At 63.2% G+C, this 20,045-nt stretch carries 20 protein-coding genes and 1 pseudogene; 12 read left to right on the top strand and 9 right to left on the bottom strand.

Going from position 1 to position 20,045, the window contains the following annotated elements; genetic code table 11:
* Positions 1-171 precede the first annotated feature (171 nt).
* Positions 172-1,236 (bottom strand): RgsD C-terminal domain-containing protein, encoded by a 1,065-nt coding sequence (locus J6497_RS33935; protein WP_225708567.1) that lies wholly within the window; start codon positions 1,234-1,236, stop codon positions 172-174.
* 208 nt (positions 1,237-1,444) lie between these two features.
* Here J6497_RS33935 and J6497_RS33930 point away from each other — a divergent pair, with 208 nt between their 5' ends.
* Positions 1,445-2,500 (top strand): patatin-like phospholipase family protein, encoded by a 1,056-nt coding sequence (locus tag J6497_RS33930; RefSeq protein ID WP_225708566.1) that lies wholly within the window; start codon positions 1,445-1,447, stop codon positions 2,498-2,500.
* Positions 2,501-2,503: 3 nt separating this feature from the next.
* Here the strand turns inward: J6497_RS33930 and J6497_RS33925 are convergent, their stop codons facing one another.
* A complete protein-coding gene (locus J6497_RS33925) occupies positions 2,504-2,932 on the bottom strand; it encodes a CBS domain-containing protein (protein WP_225708565.1) in 429 nt (142 codons plus the stop codon).
* Between the two features lie 198 nt (positions 2,933-3,130).
* Positions 3,131-3,928 carry a rhomboid family intramembrane serine protease gene (locus tag J6497_RS33920; RefSeq protein ID WP_225708564.1) on the bottom strand — a complete coding sequence of 266 codons (798 nt, stop codon included), beginning with the start codon at positions 3,926-3,928 and terminating at the stop codon, positions 3,131-3,133.
* Between the two features lie 468 nt (positions 3,929-4,396).
* Here J6497_RS33920 and J6497_RS33915 point away from each other — a divergent pair, with 468 nt between their 5' ends.
* Positions 4,397-4,951 carry a PAS domain-containing protein gene (locus J6497_RS33915; RefSeq protein WP_225708563.1) on the top strand — a complete coding sequence of 185 codons (555 nt, stop codon included), beginning with the start codon at positions 4,397-4,399 and terminating at the stop codon, positions 4,949-4,951.
* 63 nt (positions 4,952-5,014) lie between these two features.
* Positions 5,015-5,458, top strand: coding sequence for a cupin domain-containing protein (locus J6497_RS33910; RefSeq protein WP_225708562.1), 444 nt, complete (start codon positions 5,015-5,017; stop codon positions 5,456-5,458).
* A gap of 63 nt (positions 5,459-5,521) precedes the next feature.
* On the opposite strand, the gene J6497_RS33905 is transcribed toward J6497_RS33910, so the two are convergent.
* Positions 5,522-5,911: a COG4315 family predicted lipoprotein gene (locus J6497_RS33905; RefSeq protein ID WP_225708561.1), complete on the bottom strand. Its 390-nt coding sequence runs from the start codon at positions 5,909-5,911 to the stop codon at positions 5,522-5,524.
* A gap of 271 nt (positions 5,912-6,182) precedes the next feature.
* Between J6497_RS33905 and J6497_RS33900 the strand changes: the two genes are divergently transcribed.
* The 3 genes from J6497_RS33900 to J6497_RS33890 all read left to right on the top strand — a co-directional run bounded on the left by J6497_RS33900 (position 6,183) and on the right by J6497_RS33890 (position 10,362).
* Positions 6,183-7,334: a DJ-1/PfpI family protein gene (locus J6497_RS33900; RefSeq protein WP_225708560.1), complete on the top strand. Its 1,152-nt coding sequence runs from the start codon at positions 6,183-6,185 to the stop codon at positions 7,332-7,334.
* 106 nt (positions 7,335-7,440) lie between these two features.
* Positions 7,441-9,798, top strand: a complete 2,358-nt coding sequence (locus tag J6497_RS33895) for an Orn/Lys/Arg family decarboxylase (RefSeq protein WP_225708559.1) — start codon at positions 7,441-7,443, stop codon at positions 9,796-9,798.
* Between the two features lie 6 nt (positions 9,799-9,804).
* Complete coding sequence (locus J6497_RS33890; RefSeq protein WP_225708558.1) at positions 9,805-10,362, top strand: GNAT family N-acetyltransferase; 558 nt, start codon at positions 9,805-9,807, stop codon at positions 10,360-10,362.
* Between the two features lie 11 nt (positions 10,363-10,373).
* On the opposite strand, the gene J6497_RS33885 is transcribed toward J6497_RS33890, so the two are convergent.
* The 3 genes from J6497_RS33885 to J6497_RS33875 form a co-directional block, all read right to left on the bottom strand.
* Positions 10,374-10,778 (bottom strand): hypothetical protein, encoded by a 405-nt coding sequence (locus tag J6497_RS33885; protein ID WP_225708557.1) that lies wholly within the window; start codon positions 10,776-10,778, stop codon positions 10,374-10,376.
* An 8-nt stretch (positions 10,779-10,786) separates the two neighbouring features.
* The gene (locus J6497_RS33880; protein WP_225708556.1) at positions 10,787-11,008 is read right to left on the bottom strand and encodes a hypothetical protein; all 222 of its coding nucleotides are present in this window, start codon (positions 11,006-11,008) and stop codon (positions 10,787-10,789) included.
* Positions 11,009-11,136: 128 nt separating this feature from the next.
* A complete protein-coding gene (locus J6497_RS33875; RefSeq protein ID WP_225708555.1) occupies positions 11,137-12,096 on the bottom strand; it encodes a cation diffusion facilitator family transporter in 960 nt (319 codons plus the stop codon).
* Between the two features lie 151 nt (positions 12,097-12,247).
* Here J6497_RS33875 and J6497_RS33870 point away from each other — a divergent pair, with 151 nt between their 5' ends.
* On the top strand, positions 12,248-12,796 hold the full coding sequence (locus J6497_RS33870) for a DedA family protein (RefSeq protein ID WP_225708554.1): 549 nt from the start codon (positions 12,248-12,250) through the stop codon (positions 12,794-12,796).
* Between the two features lie 588 nt (positions 12,797-13,384).
* Here the strand turns inward: J6497_RS33870 and J6497_RS33865 are convergent.
* Positions 13,385-13,570: a hypothetical protein gene (locus J6497_RS33865; protein WP_225708553.1), complete on the bottom strand. Its 186-nt coding sequence runs from the start codon at positions 13,568-13,570 to the stop codon at positions 13,385-13,387.
* A 74-nt stretch (positions 13,571-13,644) separates the two neighbouring features.
* Here J6497_RS33865 and J6497_RS33860 point away from each other — a divergent pair, with 74 nt between their 5' ends.
* The 3 genes and pseudogenes from J6497_RS33860 to J6497_RS41735 all read left to right on the top strand — a co-directional run bounded on the left by J6497_RS33860 (position 13,645) and on the right by J6497_RS41735 (position 18,054).
* Positions 13,645-15,378 (top strand): adenylate/guanylate cyclase domain-containing protein, encoded by a 1,734-nt coding sequence (locus J6497_RS33860; protein WP_225708552.1) that lies wholly within the window; start codon positions 13,645-13,647, stop codon positions 15,376-15,378.
* A gap of 188 nt (positions 15,379-15,566) precedes the next feature.
* Positions 15,567-16,510: pseudogene (locus tag J6497_RS33855) on the top strand (tripartite tricarboxylate transporter substrate-binding protein).
* A 200-nt stretch (positions 16,511-16,710) separates the two neighbouring features.
* Positions 16,711-18,054: a HEPN domain-containing protein gene (locus tag J6497_RS41735; protein WP_225708551.1), complete on the top strand. Its 1,344-nt coding sequence runs from the start codon at positions 16,711-16,713 to the stop codon at positions 18,052-18,054.
* A gap of 646 nt (positions 18,055-18,700) precedes the next feature.
* Here the strand turns inward: J6497_RS41735 and J6497_RS33845 are convergent.
* Positions 18,701-19,048 (bottom strand): MmcQ/YjbR family DNA-binding protein, encoded by a 348-nt coding sequence (locus J6497_RS33845; protein WP_225708550.1) that lies wholly within the window; start codon positions 19,046-19,048, stop codon positions 18,701-18,703.
* 190 nt (positions 19,049-19,238) lie between these two features.
* On the opposite strand from J6497_RS33845, the gene J6497_RS33840 reads away from it, so the two are divergent.
* On the top strand, positions 19,239-19,616 hold the full coding sequence (locus J6497_RS33840; RefSeq protein WP_225708549.1) for a VOC family protein: 378 nt from the start codon (positions 19,239-19,241) through the stop codon (positions 19,614-19,616).
* A gap of 195 nt (positions 19,617-19,811) precedes the next feature.
* On the top strand, positions 19,812-20,045 hold a 234-nt coding region (locus tag J6497_RS41730; protein ID WP_312010413.1), incomplete at its 3' end, for a transposase.

The following is a 20,045-nucleotide window of genomic DNA, read 5'->3' as shown; positions in this document are numbered from 1 at the left end:
TCCGCGTCCGATTTCATGCTCCAGTCCCCGGTGCATCCAAATCGGGCTCGCTTAAAGCAATGTAAAGATTGCGCAGTCGACGCGATGTCGGCGCGATTATGACAGTTTTAAGTCAGCTCTTGGTTAGTGTGCGTTAGAGACTATGACAATTGCTGAAAATTTTATTCGCATCTAGCGCGCGACGACCTCGACCTCCCCGTCGACGCCGTTGACGACGTTGAAGGGCCGCTCAAACACCTTGCCCTCGTTCTTGGCAATGGCGCGATATTCGCCTTCGGAGAGCACGACGCGCGGGAATGCACCGATCGACTCCTTGATGACGTCGCCGCCCGGCGTGATCACCGACCATGCGGTGTTCGCCAGCGCCTCGCCGCCTTTTTCGCTGACGAGCTTCAACGTGATGACCGCCGCGCGATGACTGACGGTAACGTCAGTGAGCTTGCCGGCCTGGACGCGGATGTCGGAACGCACCACCGAATTGGCGTCACCATAGTTGGAGATGATGTGAAAAGTCCCCTCCGGTAACAGCGCGACGTCGCCGGCGGCGACGTTGGGGACCAGGGCGTTGCCGTCCGATCCGTCGAACTGGCTGCCCTTGTAGATCGCGAATGAGATCTGGTTCGGCGGAATCTTGCTGGTGCCGACCCGGCCTTCGATGCGCAGGCCACCGGCCGGCAGGATGAAGGACTCGCGGTCGGGCTCCGACTTCAGGCTCACGACCCGCACTGCGCTAACCAGGCCGAGTGCCACGTGGACCACGTAATTGCCCGGCGGCAGCACGATATTGGGCGTGGCGCCGCGATCTTCGCGGACCAGCTTGAAGGTGCCGGCGTCGTCCGGCTTGTCGGCAAAAACCCGCCATACCAGGCCGCCATTGATGACCGGCAAATCTTTGCCATAGCGGGCGGTCAGCGACAGGACCGCCTGGCCCGCAGCGGGGCTCCCTGGTGGCGACGCCGCTGGCGGGCTCGTCGCGATCGAAGGCTGCATGATCGTCGGTTGGGTCAATGGCGCCGGCAGGCTCGGCGCAGAGCCCGATCCGGAAGGCGGCGCCAGGTTGATCGCCGGTCCGGCGTCGGGAACCGAAGCCGGCGGTACTGGGGGCGGTCGCTCACCGAACCACTGCGCCGAAACGGCAGTCGGAACCGCCAAAACCAGGGCTATGGCAAGCAAAACCCCCGGGAGAAGCGGCAAGCCCCACCCGCATCGTCCAACGCCATCGCCCCAACGAGTCATGGAACGATGCTTTTCAACGAAAACACGGCAAATTCAAGCCTCCACAGTCTTACGGGATTGCGGTCATGGAACCCCAGACCCTCGCCTTGGATGTCGCGCTCAAGTCACAATCCCTCCCTAGGCCCTATGCTGCTGGGACATAAACCATGCACGACTCTGGCGGCGCCGCGTCGCGGAGCCTAATCTCGCGCCGGCAGGAGAAATCAGAGTGTTAGACAGCTGGATGGGCCGCGGCCAGAAGAGCGCCGATGGCTCCGACAAGCTAGGTCTTGGCGCCCAACGCCGCCCCGTGATCGGGCTGGCACTGGGCGGCGGCGCCGCACGCGGTTTTGCCCATATCGGAATCGTCAAGACGCTGATCGCCCACGGCATCATCCCGAATGTCGTAGTCGGCACGTCCATCGGCGCCGTGGTCGGCGGCGCCTACGCGGCCGGCCATCTGGACACGCTGGAGGCTTGGGCGCGCAGCCTGCAGCCGCGCAACATCCTCGGCTATCTCGATATCCGGCTGAACGGCTCAGGCCTGATCGGCGGCGCCAAGCTTGCCGCCGAGCTCGAAGCCTCGATCGGCCGGACCCAAATCGAGGATCTGCCGGTGAAGTATGCGAGCGTCGCGACCGAGGTCCGCACCGGCCATGAGATCTGGCTGACCCACGGCCGCGTCGTCGATGCGATGCGCGCCTCCTATGCGCTGCCGGGCATCTTCGCACCCGTGCTGGTCGGCGACCGCTGGCTGGTCGACGGCGCCCTGGTCAATCCGGTGCCGGTGTCGGCGGCGCGCGCGTTCGGTGCGGAGATCGTAATCGCGGCCAATCTTTCCAGCGATGTGTTCACGCACTCCACGACGATCTATTCGCACGGCCAGCCGACCGACGTTACCGTTGTGCCCGAAGTCGTGCCGGATCCCGTCCCGCCGAAGCGGCGCTTTGGCAAGTTCTTCTCGGCCGAGCGTACCATGAAGCGCGAATTCTTCGGCAGCAGCACGCGGCCGGGTATCTCGACCGTGATGGTGGACGCCTTCAACATCATGCAGGACCGCATCACCCGCGCGCGGCTCGCCGGCGATCCGCCGGACCTCTTGATCTCGCCGCGCGTCGGCAAGATCGGCTGGTTCGATTTCCATCGCGCGGATGAACTGATTGCGCATGGCGTGCGCGCCGCAGAGCGCGCGATCGAGTCGATCCAGGAGGCGATCGACATCCTGGTGCCGCCGGCGACGACGGCTCCTACTGCTGGCGCAGTTCCCGACGAGACCAAGGAATAGATTTCAGGCCGTCTTGATGTAGTCGCGCAGCGCTTCCTGCTCGGCTTCGTATTCCTGGACCCGGCGCTTGACGATGTCGCCGATCGAGATCAGGCCGACCACGCGATCGCCTTCGAACACGGGCAGATGGCGGAATTTTCCGAGCGTCATCATTTCCATGATGCCGGCGACGGTGTCGGACGGGCGGCAACTGACCACCTTGCGCGTCATCACCGCGCTGACGGGCTCATCGAGCACACCGGCGCCGCACTCGCCGAGCACGCGAACGATGTCGCGCTCCGACAAGATGCCCTCGATGCGGCCTTCGTCCATGACCAGCACGGCGCCGATCTTGCGCTCGCCGAGCGTCTTGATCGCATCGGTCAGCGTGGCGTCCGGCGGGACGCTCGTGATGTGGTGGCCCTTGGAATCGAGAATGGAACGTACCGTCATTGCCGCCTCCTGAATCACTGCCGCGCCCCGACCAAAGGGGCGCGACATCGTTCGCGAGCTTCAATCAACAGTTCCGCGCAGTTTTTATTTCCGGCGCGGCGGGCAACAGGCGCGGCCATCGTGCAGCGCAAGAGGCAGCGCTTGCGTCACAGCTTGCAACCAATGATGGATGAAATCGCCCTGCGCCGCAAGCGGCGATCAGACGCGGTCCGGCCCGTCAGGCGACAACGCATCTGCAGCATGCCGGCGTTCCCGCGGCGCGGGATCGAACAACGAGAACAGCACGAGCCCGGCCAGAAACCCGCCGATATGCGCCTGCCAGGCGACAGTGGCGCCGTCGGCCCCGATCGCGATCGAGCCGATCCCGAAGATGAGATTGACGCCGAACCAGATCGCAAGAAAGGCGAGCACGCGACCATCGCGCAGCGCGCGCGACAGCGACAGCGCCGGCACCTTTGCCGCCGCCTCAGCATCGCCGCGACTGAAGGAGAGGAAGCTGCCCTTGACGAAGGCAAAGCGGATCGCGGCGGCCATGGTGCCGGAGACAGACGCGGACGCGCCGATCATCGGCGCGATCGCATGCTCGTGGGTCAGGAGATGCGCGAGCGCACCGGCGGCCGCCGTGACCGCCATGAACAGATAGAAGCGCAGCGCGCCGAACCGCCGCGCCAGCGCACTGCCGAACGGCAATAGCCAAAGCACATTGAAGATGATGTGGGTGAGATTGGCGTGCAGCAGCGAATAGGTGACGAAGGTCCAGACCTTGGCGCCTTCGCCGCCGGGAAAGGTAATGTTGAGCAGCGTGGAATCGTAGCGCTTCGGAATGAAACCGAAGACGTCGATGGTCCAGTTCTCCCACTCCGGCGGCAGCAGCACGCGCAAATGGATGACCGCGATCAGCGCGATATAGGCGGTCAGCGCCGGCGGCAAGGTGAGGATCGGCTCGTGCGGAGGATCCGGCGGCGCATCTTGCGGAGGTTCGAACTGCGATTCCAAGGGACGGGCGACCTTAGCGCGGCGCGGATGGGTGATCAGCCCAGATAGGCGGCTTTGGCCGCATTGTGCAAGTGCACAAGCAGCCAAGAAAAGGAATAAGGGCGGGCCCTGAGAAAGCCCGCCCTCTGCTCCTGTCAGTCTTGTCGCGCCCAAGAGGAACGGAAGGACATCCCCACCCCTCCCCGCGCGATGACCTGATTGTTTGACGCCACCTGTGTACGGACCCGCCGGCCCCTGGAGAACAGCCGGCAAGAACGGGAATGAACGAACAATAAGGGGGCATGCTGGGGGCGCCAAGCTCATAGTTAACTTAACGTTAACACCGCAAAACTGCCGGAAAGCTCGCGAAAACATGGCCGCGGCATGGACGCTGCAAAAGTTCCCCTGCACTACTGAGAATGAATGAGCTTGTGCGAAACCGGGACAGATGTGTGTCCCGGCATGGCAAGCGCAGGGCAAGGTTCTTGAATGAAGCATCCGGGAAGCCGCGAATTCTTCGCTTACTGGGACAAGACGCGCGGCAACGCGCGCGCTCCCGATCGCAGCGACCTCGATCCTGAGGCCGTTCGCGAGCGGCTCGGCGACATTTTCGTGCTGTCGTACGAGCATGAGGCGGGCTTTCCCTTTCGCGTCGCCGGTACGCGCGTCTGCGCCCTGCTCGGCTGCGACCTCAAGGACAAGAGCTTCACGGCGCTGTTCACCGGCGAGAGCCGCCGTCAGATCGAGGACATCGTCACCTTTGTCGCCGAGGAGATGTTGCCCGCCATCGCCGGCGTCACGGCATCGAGCCAGACGGGTACGCCGGCCCATCTTGAACTGCTGCTGCTCCCTTTCAACAACCGCGCCCATGTGCCGGTGAGCCTCACCGGCCTGCTCGCACCGTTCGAGACCGTCGCGACCACGCTCTCTGATTTTAAACTGACCTCGTGGCGCTATCTGCATCCGCCGGATAGATTCGTGCCGCGTGCACTGCGAAAGCTCGCGATCGCGCGCGGATTCACGCTGTATGAAGGATTGCGGTAACCGCTGACGCGGCCGCGCGATCCGGCTATCATCCCTTCGGTTCAACGAAACCGGAGGAACGCCATGGACGTTGCAACGCCGGAGGCGCATCAGACTGCCGACACGCATTCCCATCTCGTGCGCCCGCAGGAGATGGAGTGGCAGAAGACCCGCTTCCCCGGTTGCGAGGCCAAGACGCTGCTGTTCGACCGCAAGACGGGCTTGATGACAGCCCTGATGCGCTTTGCGCCGGGCGCGGTACTGCCCGACCATGAGCACGTCAATATCGAGCAGACCTATGTGCTCGAAGGTTCGCTGGTCGATACGGAAGGCCCGGCGCAGGGCATTGCCGCAAAGACGGGCGAGTTCATGTGGCGCGAAGCCGGCAGCCGCCACGTCGCCTGGTGCCCCGAAGGCGGGTTGATCCTTGCGATCTTCCAGGTGCCGAACAAATTCTTCGAGGCCGACGGCCGCGTCGTCGACGCGGCCGGTGCGGATTGGGACGAGGCGTGGGGGCATACGAGATAAGGGCGCGATAGCCTGCCACGATGGCTGCGCTAACCCGCTTCTCAAATTGTTCCGAGATCAACCTCAGGGTTGCGCGAGGTGCCAGGCGCCGTTCAGAAAACCGTCGCCGGTGATGTCGCCGGGCTTCTGGTCCTTGGCGAAGGTATAAAGCGGCTTGCCCTTGTAGGCCCACTGCTTGGAGCCATCGTCACGGCTGATGATGGTGTAGCCCTCGCCCGACTTGTCGCTCGCCTCAGCCTTCAGGACCGGCCAGTTTGTCGCGCACGGACCGTTGCAGGCCGACTTGCCATCGGAGTCCTTGTCAAAGGTATAGAGGGTCATGCCCTTTGCGTCCGTCAGCACAGGTCCCTTCGCGGTGGTGCCGGTCTTGGTCGGCGGCGCGGCGAACGCTGTGGAGACCGTCGCCAGCGAAATGGCGGCGGCGAGTGCGAAACCAATCGATGGGTTCTTCATGATAGCTCCTGTAGGCAAAATGGCTTGCATGAATAGGACATGCGAGGGCGCGTTCTATTCCGCTGGAGAGCACGAACAATTTTTTCGCTGTGTATGCCTGACGAGGGGAATAATTTCGCAGGTGGCTCTCGACTGAAGTTTCAGCGATCCGCCCTCTCCATTGTTGCGCCTGCGTCGGTTTTTGCCGGATTTGCGTCATTTCGAAATGTGGCGTGAGCGGGTAGCTTGCGCGGCGGGGGCGAGGTGGTGAATTCGTAGAGCGACTTAGGCCATGAATTGGCGATTTCTCGCGTGGGGCGGTCTTGCCGCTGCCGCGCTTTTCCTGATCATCTTCGGCGGCTGGCTTCTGACGCTGCCCTCGCGACCTGCATTTGCAAACGCGCCGACGATCGCGAGCCAAGAGGCTGACGCGACAATCGCGGCATTGAAACCGCCGAAGCGGCAGCGGCCGCTGATTGCGATCGTCGGCATCAACGAAGAGACCGAGACCACCGACTATCTGCTGCCCTATGGCATCCTCAAGCGCGCCGATGTCGCCGACGTGGTGACGCTCGCGACGGGGCCCGGGCCGGTCACGCTGTTCCCGGTGCTGAAGGTCGAGCCGCATGCCACCATTGCGGCATTTGATGCGCAACATCCTGACGGCGCCGATTATGTCATCGTGCCAGCGATGAGCCGCGATGACGACGCGAAGGTCGTGCAATGGATCAAGGACCAGGCGGGAAGGGGCGCGATCATCATTGGCGTCTGCGCTGGCGCCAAGGTCGTCGCCAGCACCGGGTTGCTCGACGGCAGGCGGGCGACGACGCACTGGTATTACCTGAAGGAGTTGCGCGACAAGCATCCGACGATCGACTACGTCAGGGATCGCAGGATCGTGGTCAACCAGGGCGTGGCGACGACAACGGGAATAACGGCTTCGATGCCGATGTCGCTCACGCTGATCGAAGCGATCGCCGGCCGCGAGAAAGCGCAAGCGGTCGCCCGCGGGATCGGCCTCCCCCATTGGGATGCGCGCCACGACAGCGGCGCATTCCAGTTCACACGGCCGTTCGCGCTCACGGCGATCCAGAACACGCTCGCCTTCTGGAACCGCGAGCAGCTCGGCATCGCGCTCGCACCCGGCATCGACGAAGTCTCGCTCGCGCTTGCAGCCGACGCCTGGTCGCGGACCTATCGCTCGCGGGCGGTGACCTTTGCCGCGACGGCGGAAGCGCAGCCAAGCCGCAACGGCCTGCGCATCCTTCCCGATCAGGTCGCCGCCCACTGGCCCGCCGAGCGATTGCTGCAACCGGTCGCGTCGATGCCGCCGGCGCAAGCGCTAGACCACACGCTGCAGCGGATCGAGGCACGCTACGGACGGCGCACCGCAGATTTCGTCGCCATGCAGCTCGAATATCCGAGGCAAGGCGCACCGGATTGAGGCGGCATCGGTCCGCCCGGCCGTCAATTTTCCCCCGCCGGCGCCATCGTCATCTGCCTGTCACGGAATGTGCCGACAGCTCGCTCGGTATATTCCGAGGACACCGATGGACTATTTCCGACGCTTCACCTTCCTGTTCGCGGCGCCCGTGTTCGATCCGGAGGATCTCGAGGGCATCCGGTTCAACCAGATCATCGATGAGATCCAGCGCTCCGGCTTCGAAGTGGTGCGCGCCCGAAAGCTCGAGGATGCCGAGATCGCGGTGCAGACGGACGCGGCGATCGGCTGCATGGTGGTGGACTGGGGCAAGAAGGGCATGGAGGGCAAGACCGCGTCGCTGATCAACCTGATGCGACGCCGCGGACTCGACTTCCCGATCATCCTGTTGATCCGCCGCAAGAGGTTTGAAGACCTGCCGGTCGAGGTGCTCGACTTCATCGACGGCTATGTGTTCCTGTCCGAGGAGACGCCGCCGTTCATCGCCAAGAACCTGATCAGCCGGCTGAAGCAATATGCCGAGACGCTGAAGACGCCGTTCTTCGGCGCGCTGGTCGACTATGCCGAAGAGGGCAACCAGCTCTGGACTTGCCCCGGCCACAATGGCGGCGTGTTCTACAGCCGCAGCCCGATCGGACGTGTGTTCGTCGAACATCTCGGCGAAGCCGTGTTCCGCGACGACCTCGACAATTCCGTGCTCGATCTCGGTGATCTCCTGACCCACGAGGGGCCGGCGCTGCGGGCGCAAAAGGAAGCCGCCAGGATCTTCGGTGCGGAGAAGACCTATTTCGTGCTCAACGGCACCTCGACCTCCAATAAGGTCGCGCTCGGCTCGCTGGTCACCGACGGCGACCTCGTGCTGTTCGACCGCAACAACCACAAGGCTGCCCACCACGGCGCGCTGCTGCTCGGCGGCGGGATTCCGGTCTATGTGCCGACCGTTCGCAACGCCTGGGGCCTGATCGGGCCGATGCGCTGGGACGCGCTCGACGAAGCCGCGTTGCGCGAGCGCATCCGCAATCACCCGCTGGTCAAGGACATGGACGCCTGGAAGAAGCCCCGCCCCTTCCGCGTCGCCGTGGTCGAGCAATGCACCTATGACGGCACCATCCACAGCGCGGAGATGATCCTCAAGCGCATCGGCCATCTCTGCGACTACATCCTGTTCGACGAAGCCTGGGCCGGCTTCATGAAGTTCCATCCGATCTATGCCGGCCGCTTCGCCATGGGCCTTGCCGATCTCGGCGCGGAGGCGCCTGGCATCATCGCCACGCAATCGACCCACAAGCAGCTCGCGAGCTTTTCGCAGGCGTCGCAGATCCACGTCCGCGACCGCCACATCAAGGGCCAGAAGCGCCGAGTCGAGCACCGGCGCTTCAACGAGAGCTTCATGCAGCATGCCTCGACCTCGCCATTCTATCCGCTGTTCGCCTCCCTCGATGTCGGCGCGCAGATGATGAAAGGCCGCTCCGGCGAAGTGTTGTGGGACGACACGATCCGGCTCGGCATCGAGCTGCGCAAGAAAATCCGCGCCACCCGCCGCGAATTCGAGGAGAACGAAGCCCGCCCCGAGCGCCGCTGGTTCTTCGAGCCGTTCGTGCCGGACCGCGTGATGATCCCCGATGTTGCGCGCGAAGGCGGTACGCACAATGTCGCCTGGGAAACCATCTCGACCGACCAGCTCGCGAGCAATCCCGCATTTTGGCAGCTCAAGCCCGGCGATACCTGGCATGGCTTTCCCGAGATGACGACGGGCTTTGCCATGACCGACCCGAACAAGCTGACGCTGCTCACGCCGGGGTTCGATCACGCGACCGGCGCCTATGCCGAGCACGGGATCCCCTCCCCGGTGGTGGCGCAGTATCTGCGCGAGAACCGCATCGTCGCCGAGAAGAACGACCTCAACTCGCTGCTCTTCCTGCTGACGCCGGGCGTCGAAGCGAGCAAGGCGGGGACGCTGATCTCGGGGCTGGTCGCCTTCAAGAAATTGCATGACGACAATGCGCTGCTCGAAGACGTCATCCCCGAATTCTTCCGCCGTCGGCCGGTCCGCTATGCCGGCGTCCGCCTGCGCGACCTCTGCGCCGACATGCACCGCTTCTTCCGCGCGGCCGACGTGAGCGCGCTGCAGCGCAAGCAGTTCCTGCCTGAGCACCTGCCCGATATCGCGATGTCGCCGCGCGAGGCATCACGCTACCTCGTGCGCAACGACGTCGACTATCTCCCGATCGAGGAGATCTCGGGCCGCATCGCCGCGACGCCGTTCGTAGTCTACCCGCCGGGCATCGCCACCATCGTGCCGGGGGAACGATTGTCGGAACGAACCCGGCCGATGATCGATTACTTGAAGATGTTCGAGGCGTCCTTCAATGCGTTTCCGGGCTTCGAGGTCGAGATCCAGGGCGTCTACAAGGAAATCGACGCCACAGGGCGCGTGCGCCTGTTCACCTACGTGATTTCCGAGTGACGGCCGATGAACGAGGAGAGTATCGTCGTCAGGCCGTCGCGCGAAGCCGATGTCGAGGCCATGCTCTCGATCTACCGCCGCCACATCCGGCGCGGCGTCGACGACAGCGTCGAGCACAGCGGGGTGCCGGAGCCGGATGACTTTCGCGACCGGCGCAAAAATTTCCGCAATCACCGCCTGCCGCACCTGGTCGCGAGCCGTGACGGCGAGGTGGTGGGCTATGCTTATGTCGTCATGTTCCGGAAGCGGCCGGCTTATCGGTATGCCGTAAAGCATTCGATCTATGTCCACCACGACCATGTCGGCCGCGGCATCGGGGGTCTCCTGCTTGGCGAATTGATCGACGCGTGCGCGGCGGCCGGCTTTCGCCAGATGATCGGTTACATCGACAGCGACAACGCCGCCTCGCTGGTACTGCATGAGCGGTTCGGCTTTTCCTGCGTCGGGCTGCTCCCCGGCGTCGCCTATCGCTTCGGCCGCTGGGCCGACACCGCGATGGTGCAGCGATCGCTCGGCCCCGGCACCACCGAGCCGCCGCCACCGCCGCCATTGTCGCGCCGGTAACTGACAGCTGGCTATGTCGGCCTCCAGCGGACCGGGAAGCTTCGCGCGACCGCCAGCGCAGACCGCTCGTTGGCCTCGAGCGCGATCTTCTGCGCCAGCATGACGTCGCCGGCCACCAGCGTGTCCCTGGGCACGAAACACCAGCCGGCATGCAGCCGGCCCTGCTCGTCCAGTTCGTAGATGTTCATGCCGGTGCCGTGACGGATCCGGTAGCGCCTGCCGCTGTGGCAGCCGATCACGTCGAAATGGCCGCTCGCCTCATACTGCGCAAGCTGCTCAGGCGTCAGCCATTCCTTCAACAGCGTCAGCCCGCGCGACTGGCTGTCATCCAGAACGCAATATTCGACGAACCGCCGCCAAGCTGCCCGCGCCAGCCGCGCGGCCTCAGCGCACGCCCGCGACAGCCTCCCGGACATGGACCGGCCTAGCCGCCGACAAGTCTCGGATAGAACAGCGTCTCTTCGGCGGTCGGATCGAAGGAACGGATCACGTTCGGCTGCCCCGATACGTCCCGCACCGCCGCGGTATAGCCGCTCTTCATCAGTGCGTCGAAGCGCAGTTGCGCCTCGCGCAGGGCCTTCTCGTCGGCGGGATTGAAGTTGTGCCGGCTGTCGCCAGTGTGATCCATCACGATTTGCGTCGCCATCCCCGCACTCCCTTGCTGGATGAAACTGCAAAACTAATGAGAGATTAGAGCGAAAGTTCCGACTGCGCCAGTGCAAAGTCGCAAGGGGTGCCCCGCATCTTTCGCGTTCGCACGCCGGCATGGTCGCCTCAATTCCCGCCACCGCCAAACCTGGCGCTGCGCAGCGCTTCATAATGGTGACGGGTTTGTGGCTTGATGAACAGCGAGACCACTTCGGGATGCGCCGCGCGGATGCGCTTCTCGAGCGCCTCGACGCAGCGCTCGATGTCCGGAGTGCGCAATTCGTCGGAAAATTCCAGGCTGAGGCTTGCCACGATCTGGTCCGGGGAAAGATGAACGGTGGTGACGCCGTTGACGCCCTCCACGCATGCCTCTTGTTCGGCGAGCGCAACGATCGATGCGTTGATCCCGCTTTGTGCGGGCTCGCCGATCAGGAGCTCCTTGGTCTCGCGGGCGAGCAGCCAGGCGGTTGCCGCCAGCACCAGGCCGATCAGGATCGAGCCGACACCATCGATCTCGGGCCGCTGCAGGTGGATCGACAAATAGATGCCGAGGGCGGCGATCGAGATGCCGAGCAGCGCGGCCGTATCCTCCAGGAGCACCATGAAGGACGGCGGATCCTTGCTTTTCCGCACTGCCTCCAAATAGCTCATGCCGCCCTTGGAGGCGCGAAACGCCTTCAGCGCCACCCACCACGAGGCGCCCTCGAACACGAAGGACAGCGCCAGCACGACATAGCTCACCATCGCGTTCTCGATCGCGATCGGGGCCATCACGTGCAACACGCCCTCATAGAGCGAGATGCCGGCGCCGAACGCGAACAGCAGGATCGCGACCACGAAGCTCCAGAAATAGAGCTCGCGGCCATAGCCGAGCGGATGGGTCGCGTCCGGCCGCAGGCTGGAGCGGTGATAGCCATAGAGCAGCAGCGCTTCATTGCCGCTGTCGACCAGCGAATGCACTCCTTCACTCAGCATCGACGAGCTGCCGGTGACCAGCGCAGCGGCAAATTTGGTCACGGCCACCAGGAGATTGCCCGCCAGGGCCGCATAGACAACTTTCTTTGATCGCGACGAAACCCGGGCCATCGTTCTCTTTACCGGAATTCCAAACTGCGGATGCTGCAACGCGTTCCCTGGGCTACATTGTTGTTCGTGGAACCCGCCCTCCCCTTTGCGGATTTTCAGTGGCGGTGACAGCCAAGCGTGACGGCCAAGGCGGATCGGAAGCGGCGGTACTATGTCCCTCGAAGAATCCGGCCGGCATGTCGTCGAGTTCGTCAGGGACCACCGCGCCTGGGCGGCGCCGATCGTGTTTGCCCTCGCCTTCGCTGAATCGCTCGCCTTCCTCTCGTTCGTCGTGCCGGCTTGGGCCGTGCTGGTCGGCATCGGGGCGATGATGAAGTCCGGCGGCATCGCCTTCCTGCCGGTGCTCGTCGCCGGCGCGCTCGGCGCCGCACTCGGCGACTGGCTGTCCTTTTGGATCGGCGGCAAATTCGAGCATTCGATCCGCCGACTGTGGCCGTTCTCGCAGCATCCCCATCTGCTGGTCCGCGGCGAGGCCTTCATCAAGAAATGGGGCGTGCTCGCAATCGTTATCGGCCGCTTCTCCGGCCCCTTGCGCGCCTCGGTGCCGATCGTCGCCGGGATGCTGCGGATGCCGTGGCAGCCGTTCCAGATCGCGAATTTCGTGTCGGCCTTCATCTGGGTGGCGGTGCTGCTGCAACTCGGCGACGTCAGCGCGCTGGTGTGGCGGTGGTTGCGGGAGCACGTGGTGCAGCGGTTTTAGGGGGTGATGTGGTGCGAGCCGTGCATTGCTTCGGCGCTGCCGCGCCTCGCACCGCTGCTACCCCTCGTCCTGAGGAGCGCGGAACGCGCGTCTCGAAGGATGAGGCCCCGCCGGTGGCCTCGGCCTTCGAGACGGTCGCTGCGCGACCTCCTCAGGCTGAGGGGATAGGTTGAGTGCGCGGCACTAACGTGTTCACATCTAATTTTTCAAACAGCCGAGACCATACGCGTCCGCATTCTCGCGGCACGAACTGCCCGAGTTTTGCATCTCGTTCCACCCTCCTCGATGTCAGAGGGCGCAGGGAAAGCCGGGTGCTGGTTGCACCCGTGGGCCCCGTGCAGCAAAAAGCACGGGGGTAGGGCCACAGGTTCAACCGATTCACACCGGCTTTCCCTGCGCGATGGTTTTACGGCTTACTTCGTGCTCTTCCCGGTGACCGGGCTTTCTTGCCACCGTCATCTCTCGCGCGAATTTCTTCGCGCAAGAAACTTAGCGCCAGCGTCGGGGCGCCAGAACCACACGACTTCGCCGTCCGCGGGAAGCTGCGTTCGTCGTGCGCTGCTCTCGCGTCCACCGCTTCCCCGAGCCCTACGTCCGTGACGATCGCGATACGCCCCTCTTGAAGCGGGCCGGGATGGCGGCGGCTTTTAAGGTGATTTGCGGCAGGCGAAAACCAATTTCTTTTTGCGCGCGCGACTGGACAGTGCAAATCACTTTGAAAGCATTGAAGAAATTCGCGCCCTCGCGCAACGCCGGCTTGCGTCCTTTGCCCACGAACTCTATTGCTGTTTTGCCGTGACGAGGAATGCCATCGCCTTCGATGGCAGCGGCGGGTCCTGGCGCGAGGCATGTTCCGGAAATCCATCAGGCAGAAGATCGTCGGCATCGCCGCGGGACTGATCGTCCTTGCCGTGGTCACCTCGCTGCTGTCGATGGTGCTGGCCGGCCGGGTCGGCCATCTCCTCGATGAACTCACCAACCGCTACATTCCCGCCTACGCACATCTCGCGCGGATCGATATCCGCTCGCTGGAGCGCACGCTCGCGCTGCGGCGCATGGCGATGGCGAAGATGCAGACGCCGCCCGACGATGGCGCCTTTGCTGCCGCTCGCAAGAGCTACGAGGAGGTCGCCCCCGCCGTGAGCAGCGAAGCGGCGGCGGCGCGGCAATTGATCAACGCCATCATCCAGGATCCCAACACGCCCTCAGACTACGCCGAGCTCGTCCGCATCGACGACCGCATCGACAACGCCATCAACGATCTGCACAAGCGCCTGACGGATACGAATGCGACGCTGCTGCGCCAGATCGACGCGCGCGACATGGCCGGCGCCAGACAGACCATGGCCCAGGGCGAGGCGCTCCGCGACGAGTTCAACGCCAGGATCGAAGCCATCCGCTCCGACATGCTGGCGCAGGTCGCAGCCGCCGCGGAGGCCGTGACGACCGCGCAGAGCCGCACCATCATCATCTCGGCCATCGTCACCGCGATCGCAGCCGTGCTCGGCTTCGTGTTCGCGATGCTGGTCGGCAGCGGCATCACGCGGCCGGTGATGCGGCTGCTGGAAGGCACGCGCGAGGTCGAGGCCGGCCGGCTCGACGGCACCATCACCATCACGACGCAGGACGAGATCGGCCAGCTCTCCGCCGCGTTCAACCGCATGATCGAGACGCTGCGCCACAACCAGAAGATCCGCGAGACCTTCGGCCGCTACATCAACCCGCGGATCGCCGAAGGCCTGCTCGAACAGCCCGCGATCGCCGCAACCGAGGGCCAGCGCCGCGTCATGACGGTGATGTTCTGCGACATGAAGGGCTTCACCAGCCTGAGCGAGGGCGTGACGCCGCGCGGCCTCGTCAAGATTATGAACCTCTATCTCTCGACTATGTCCGAGCCGATCCACAGCCAGCGCGGCATCATCGACAAATATATCGGCGATGCCATCATGGCCTATTGGGGCGCTCCGTTCGTCGAGGAGACCGAGCAGGCCCACCTCGCCGCGCTTGCCGCGCTCGACATGATCGGCCGCGTCGGTGGCTTGCGCAAGGAATTACCCGAGCTGCTCGGTGTGCGCACGATCCCGACCGATTGCGACATTCGTATCGGCATCGCGACCGGCGAGGCGCTGGTCGGCAGCATCGGCTCGGAGTTCATGATGAGCTACACCGTGATGGGCGACACGGTGAACCTCGCCTCCCGCCTGGAGGGCGTCAACAAGGTTTACGGTTGCCGCAGCCTCGTCTCGGAAGCCGCCGCCGCGGCTTGCGCCGACACGATCGAGCTGCGCGAGATCGACCGCCTGGTGGTGCTGGGACAAACGCAGCCGCAGACCGTGTTCGAGATCATGGGCACGAAGGGCGAGCTCACCTCGCAGCAGGCGCTGCTGCGGCAGCACTACGCGGAAGGGCTGGCCGCATACCGCGAGCAGCGTTGGGACGACGCAGCGCGCGCGTTCGCGGCGGCGCTGGCCGCGGCGCCCGGCGACGGACCGTCGCTGGCGTTGATGGCGCGCATCGACAGCTTCCGGCAAATTCCGCCGGCGGCGGATTGGCAGGGCGCCTGGCACCTGGAGCACAAATAGTCGCGTAGGATGGGCGGCGGCGTAGGATGGGTAGAGCGAAGCGAAACCCATCACTCCATCCCTTCGCGATGGGTTTCGCTTCGCTCTACCTATCCTACGCGCTGCTTGTTGGCCTCGGCGCAAAGCGTGTAGAAATGCGCGACCAAAGAAGAACAAGCTCAGGGAGGCACGACTTGAAAAGACTGGCCATGATTGCCGCCGTTCTTGCGATCGCAAGCTCCGCGGCCTCCGCGCAGACCTACGCGGCCCGGCCTATCACCCTGCTGGTGCCGTTCGCGGCGGGCGGGCCGACCGACACGGTGGCGCGGATGACGGCGCAATCGATGTCGAAACTCCTGGGCCAGACCATCATCGTCGAGAACGCCACCGGCGCCGGCGGCACCATCGCGACCGCCCGCGCCGAGCCTGGTGGTTATACGCTGCTGATCCACCACATCGGCATCTCAACGGCGGCAACGCTATACCGCAAGCTGCCCTACGACACGAAAACGGCGTTCGCGCCGATCGGCCTCGTCACCAACGCGCCGATGACCATCATCGCCCGGCCCGACCTGCCACCGAACAATCTCGCCGAGCTGATCACCTACATCAAGGCGAACGGCGACAAGATGACCTTCGGCAATGCGGGCCTGGGCGCCGCCTCGCATCTCTGCGGCATGCTGTTCATGACCGCGATCGACAAGCAGGTGCTCACCGTGCCCTACAAGGGCAACGGGCCCGTGATGAACGACCTGATCGCAAAACAGATCGACCTCTCCTGCGACCAGACCACCAACACCACGGGCCCGATCGCCGGCAAGCTCATCAAGAGCTACGCCATCACCACCAATCCCGCCTCGCCTCCATGCCCGACCTGCCCACCGCCGACGAAGCCGGCCTGAAGGGCTTTGAAGTCGGCGCCTGGCACGGCCTCTACGCGCCGAAGGGCACCCCCGACGATGTCGTGCGCAAGCTATCCAAGACGCTGCAGGACGCCCTGCGCGACCCGGACCTCGTAAAGCAATTCAACGAGATCAACACCGAGCCGGTGGCCCAGGACGAAGCCACACCCGAGGCGCTGAAGGTGAAGCTGGTGAGCGAGGTGGACCGCTGGAAGCCGATTATCGAGGCGGCGGGGCAGTTTGCGGATTGAGGGAATGTGGTGGGTTAGCGAAGTGTGACCCACCGCTATGATCCGATGGAGCGGCGGGTCGCGGTACGCTAGTCCGTCCTTGTACTTTTGACTTCCGAAGATTTCGCTTTGCATAACTCACTGCGCTGCCTGCGCGTCTCTCCAGCTCTGAATAAACTCCCGCGTGTACCGATTCCCGAAATCACGGCGGGGAAAGAGCTGTGGCCCTCGACCTACATCCAAACGCCAAAGCCCGAATTACAGAGATTGTCGCGGGAGCACTCCCGCTGATTGATGTAGATCACGGCAAATACATCAGCCGAGCATCAGAAGGCGTCCTGTTGATTGTTATGGCGGACCGCGCGCTGCCTCAACGTGGGCCGATCCATGACGCCCTATTGGCGTACGTGGATGACTATCCGCTGGTCGAGTTCATCTTGGACACGCTCGCGATTGAGCTGCAAAGCGCCGAATACCAAAAGGAGCCCGCTCGAAAGAAGCTGGCCGAACTGCCGGGCTATGAAAATTCGGCCGAGGTCGCAGCGCGGCTTATCAGCCAATTCGAAGCGCTACCAAACCAATACAGGATAACGTGCCCATTGCCGAAGGCGTTGTGGGGATGCCTGCCCGATGACAAGAACCAATGGACGTTCGAGACGACTTCTTCGCGCTTGGTGCGGACCTCGAAGGAGTTGTCTGATTTGCTTCCGCTGAAGGTGCAGGACGATAAGGAGAAAGCGCAGCTCTTTGGGGGCGGGTTACTGTCTTCGCTTCTTACTGGGCCGCTGACCTGGGAAGAAAATGCCGTCCATATCCAGATGGATATTGAAGGGTTTATTGGTCCTTACGGAGGCTCAGTCCCTGACCTGGAGGCTCGTCGATTTATACGTTCCGTCTGCGGTCTCGGCCTTGCGCTGCGGCTTTTTCAAATCAACTCAAACTATCCGCTTTATCCTCCGAAGTATGGCTACTTCGTCCATCGAAAGAACAACGAAGAGAATTGGCGAGCGGAGCGCAAGCTGGAACTCGACGACAGAATAAGTTGGGGCCTTGAAAAACTCGAAATGGGCGACTTGGTCAACACGCCAGAGAAACACGCTCATTGGTGTCCACGTATCCTTGAGGAAATGGCTCACGTCATCGCGGCGGGCAAGCGCGCAGAGCCAATCATGCTTGCGTCGCAATGGTATTTTGATAGCGCAACAGGCTCCGATCCACTCCTGCCCTTCATACAAGCCATGGTGGTTCTGGAAATATTGCTAGGAGACAAAGCTGCGTCGAAAGAAATTGGGCTAAATGAGCTACTTCGAAACAGATGCGCATACTTAATCGGATCAAGCCAAGAGGAACGTGAGGATCTCTATAAAACGTTCAGCGACATTTATGATGTTCGATCCCAGATAGTCCATCGGGGTAAGCATCGTTTGAACGCCCACGAGCGCACGCTTTTGAGCCGCTTACGCTCAATGTGTCGCCGCGTCATTCAAAAGGAGGTTGATTTGCTACGAGCGGACAAAAAGAAGGACGTTCCTGCGCAGGCGTCTCAACAACGAGTGGGTCGATAGCGGCACGAGCCGGAGGTTAGTCGTGGAAGTCATCGATAGTGTCGAAACGCGCCAACAAGAAGAGCGGTTACGCAACGCGTAGGGCGGATTAGCCGTAGGCGCAATCCGCCGCCTTGCGGTACGTGAACGGCGGATTACGCTGCGCTAATCCGCCCTACGCGTTGAGGTGTCCCTGTGACAGGCGAGACCACGTTCCGCGAAGCCTTGCACTCCGTGAAGCCTGACTTGATCGCTGACCTCTATCTTTATCCTGCCGAGGCAGGTGGCAGGACTGGGCCGGTTCGTCTTGGCTGGGGCTGCCCATGCAGCAAGGACAGAAGTGTTGATGAGGGCTGGGATGGTTATCCGCTGCTCGAACGCGCCATGATGCCGGGCGAAACGAGGCGTCTGGGTTTCGTGTTCTTGTGTCGCCAAGAGGCTGCGCGAGCGCTCGGATCGACGGATCGGTTTTATCTCTGGGAGGGACGGTGGATCGGCGAGGCGGCTGTCGTTCGATAGAAGTGCGCGGACATCGCAGCGGAGCGATGTGCCCCTTGAAACGGCGGCGAAGTGCCGCAGCACGCAGGGCGGATTGGCCGAAGGCGTGATCCGTCGCCTTGTGGTGCGTGAACAGCGGATTGCGCTGCGCTGATCCGCCCTTCGCGCTTCATTCAAATGAATCGAGCTTGGCCTGCGCCTTCTTCGTCAGGCTGGAACGGACCAGCCTGTAGGATGCTGCAAGTCTGTACCGAAGCTCATCCTCGGACGTGCTCCAAGGTAGATTCACCCATGAGCGGTGGAAATAGGGCGGCGCCTTCACACCAACTCCGGCGTCGATGAGCATTTGTGCTGTCTCGACGCCGTCGGTCTTGACGGAGACGCCCGGCATGATGGCGCCGATGCAAGCGAACATCTTGCCGCCGACCTTCCAGGCGTCGTGGCCTCCACCCCAGGGGTCGGACACCTCGGCGCCAGGGAAAGTCCGGCAGATGGCATTGACGATTTCGCGGCTCATCGCGTCACCTGGGCTCTACGAAATTCATGGACGACATTCGCGGCAAAGCAGACTCTTTTCCCGCTCAGTTCCAGTGCCTCAGCCGCGGTCCCATAAGACTTCCATCCCCGCCCAACCTTCTGCTAGTAACATCTTCTGCGAAGCGGCGTCGCGACGGAATGAACGTCGCACAACGAGAGGAACTGGTGGAATGTTTTCGCATGTGATGATTGGAACCAACGACCTCGACAAGGCCAAGGCGTTCTATGATGACCTGCTCGGCACGCTCGGCGTGAAGCCAGGGTTTGTCGATCGCCATCGCGTGTTCTGGCGGACGAAGACGGGCACCTTCTCGGTGTCGAAGCCGATCAACGGCGAGTCGGCGACCTGCGCCAACGGCGGGACGATCGGCTTCAATGCGGCGTCGAAGGAGGAGGTTGATGCCTTCCATGCGAGCGGCGTCGCGAATGGGGGCAAGACCTGTGAGGATCCGCCTGGTGTCCGCGAGATGGGCGAGGTGAAGCTTTATATCGCCTACCTGCGCGACCGCGACGGCAACAAGATCTGCGCCGTGCATCGGATGGCTTGAGCGGGGGGTGCTATTTCGTAGGGCGGGTTAGCGGTGGAGCGCGCCCGATCAGGTTCACCACTCCGACCCGCAAGCGCCTCACGGGTAGAGTCCCATCGTGGAGGCACCCTCACCCCAGCCCTCTCCCGCAAACGAGAGCTTTGCATAATGGGCGAATCTGCGATTCTCTAAGAGAGGATCGGAGAGGGGGCTGGAGTGACATATCGGCGGGTTGGACAACCGAGCTTCGCAGATGCGCTGGTATCGCGGCGGGGAAAAGGCAATCCAGCGTTGAAGCGGATCGGCGAGCTGGTCGATTGGGCGGCTGTGGAGCTTGTGCTGCGCGGCCTTCCGGAACCGGAGCGTGGCGCGCCGCCCTACCCGCGGCTGGTGATGTTCAAGGCGCTGCTGCTGCAGCAATGGTATGGACTGTCCGATCCGGAGCTTGAA

The organism is Bradyrhizobium cenepequi (assembly GCF_020329485.1).
Taxonomy (GTDB): Bacteria; Pseudomonadota; Alphaproteobacteria; order Rhizobiales; family Xanthobacteraceae; genus Bradyrhizobium; species Bradyrhizobium cenepequi.
The sequence above is the reverse complement of the archived record's forward strand: the minus strand, read 5'-3'. Positions and strand labels throughout refer to the sequence as shown.

Coding starts and splice junctions, on each gene's coding strand:
- J6497_RS33915 (WP_225708563.1), top strand. CDS start 4,397: ATGAAGCATCCGGGAAGCCGCGAATTCTTCGCTTACTGGGACAAGACG.
- J6497_RS33885 (WP_225708557.1), bottom strand. CDS start 10,778: ATGTCCGGGAGGCTGTCGCGGGCGTGCGCTGAGGCCGCGCGGCTGGCG.
- J6497_RS33900 (WP_225708560.1), top strand. CDS start 6,183: ATGAATTGGCGATTTCTCGCGTGGGGCGGTCTTGCCGCTGCCGCGCTT.
- J6497_RS33935 (WP_225708567.1), bottom strand. CDS start 1,236: ATGACTCGTTGGGGCGATGGCGTTGGACGATGCGGGTGGGGCTTGCCG.
- J6497_RS33925 (WP_225708565.1), bottom strand. CDS start 2,932: ATGACGGTACGTTCCATTCTCGATTCCAAGGGCCACCACATCACGAGC.
- J6497_RS33875 (WP_225708555.1), bottom strand. CDS start 12,096: ATGGCCCGGGTTTCGTCGCGATCAAAGAAAGTTGTCTATGCGGCCCTG.
- J6497_RS33870 (WP_225708554.1), top strand. CDS start 12,248: ATGTCCCTCGAAGAATCCGGCCGGCATGTCGTCGAGTTCGTCAGGGAC.
- J6497_RS33895 (WP_225708559.1), top strand. CDS start 7,441: ATGGACTATTTCCGACGCTTCACCTTCCTGTTCGCGGCGCCCGTGTTC.
- J6497_RS33910 (WP_225708562.1), top strand. CDS start 5,015: ATGGACGTTGCAACGCCGGAGGCGCATCAGACTGCCGACACGCATTCC.
- J6497_RS33890 (WP_225708558.1), top strand. CDS start 9,805: ATGAACGAGGAGAGTATCGTCGTCAGGCCGTCGCGCGAAGCCGATGTC.
- J6497_RS33860 (WP_225708552.1), top strand. CDS start 13,645: ATGTTCCGGAAATCCATCAGGCAGAAGATCGTCGGCATCGCCGCGGGA.
- J6497_RS33880 (WP_225708556.1), bottom strand. CDS start 11,008: ATGGCGACGCAAATCGTGATGGATCACACTGGCGACAGCCGGCACAAC.
- J6497_RS33905 (WP_225708561.1), bottom strand. CDS start 5,911: ATGAAGAACCCATCGATTGGTTTCGCACTCGCCGCCGCCATTTCGCTG.
- J6497_RS33840 (WP_225708549.1), top strand. CDS start 19,239: ATGTTTTCGCATGTGATGATTGGAACCAACGACCTCGACAAGGCCAAG.
- J6497_RS33845 (WP_225708550.1), bottom strand. CDS start 19,048: ATGAGCCGCGAAATCGTCAATGCCATCTGCCGGACTTTCCCTGGCGCC.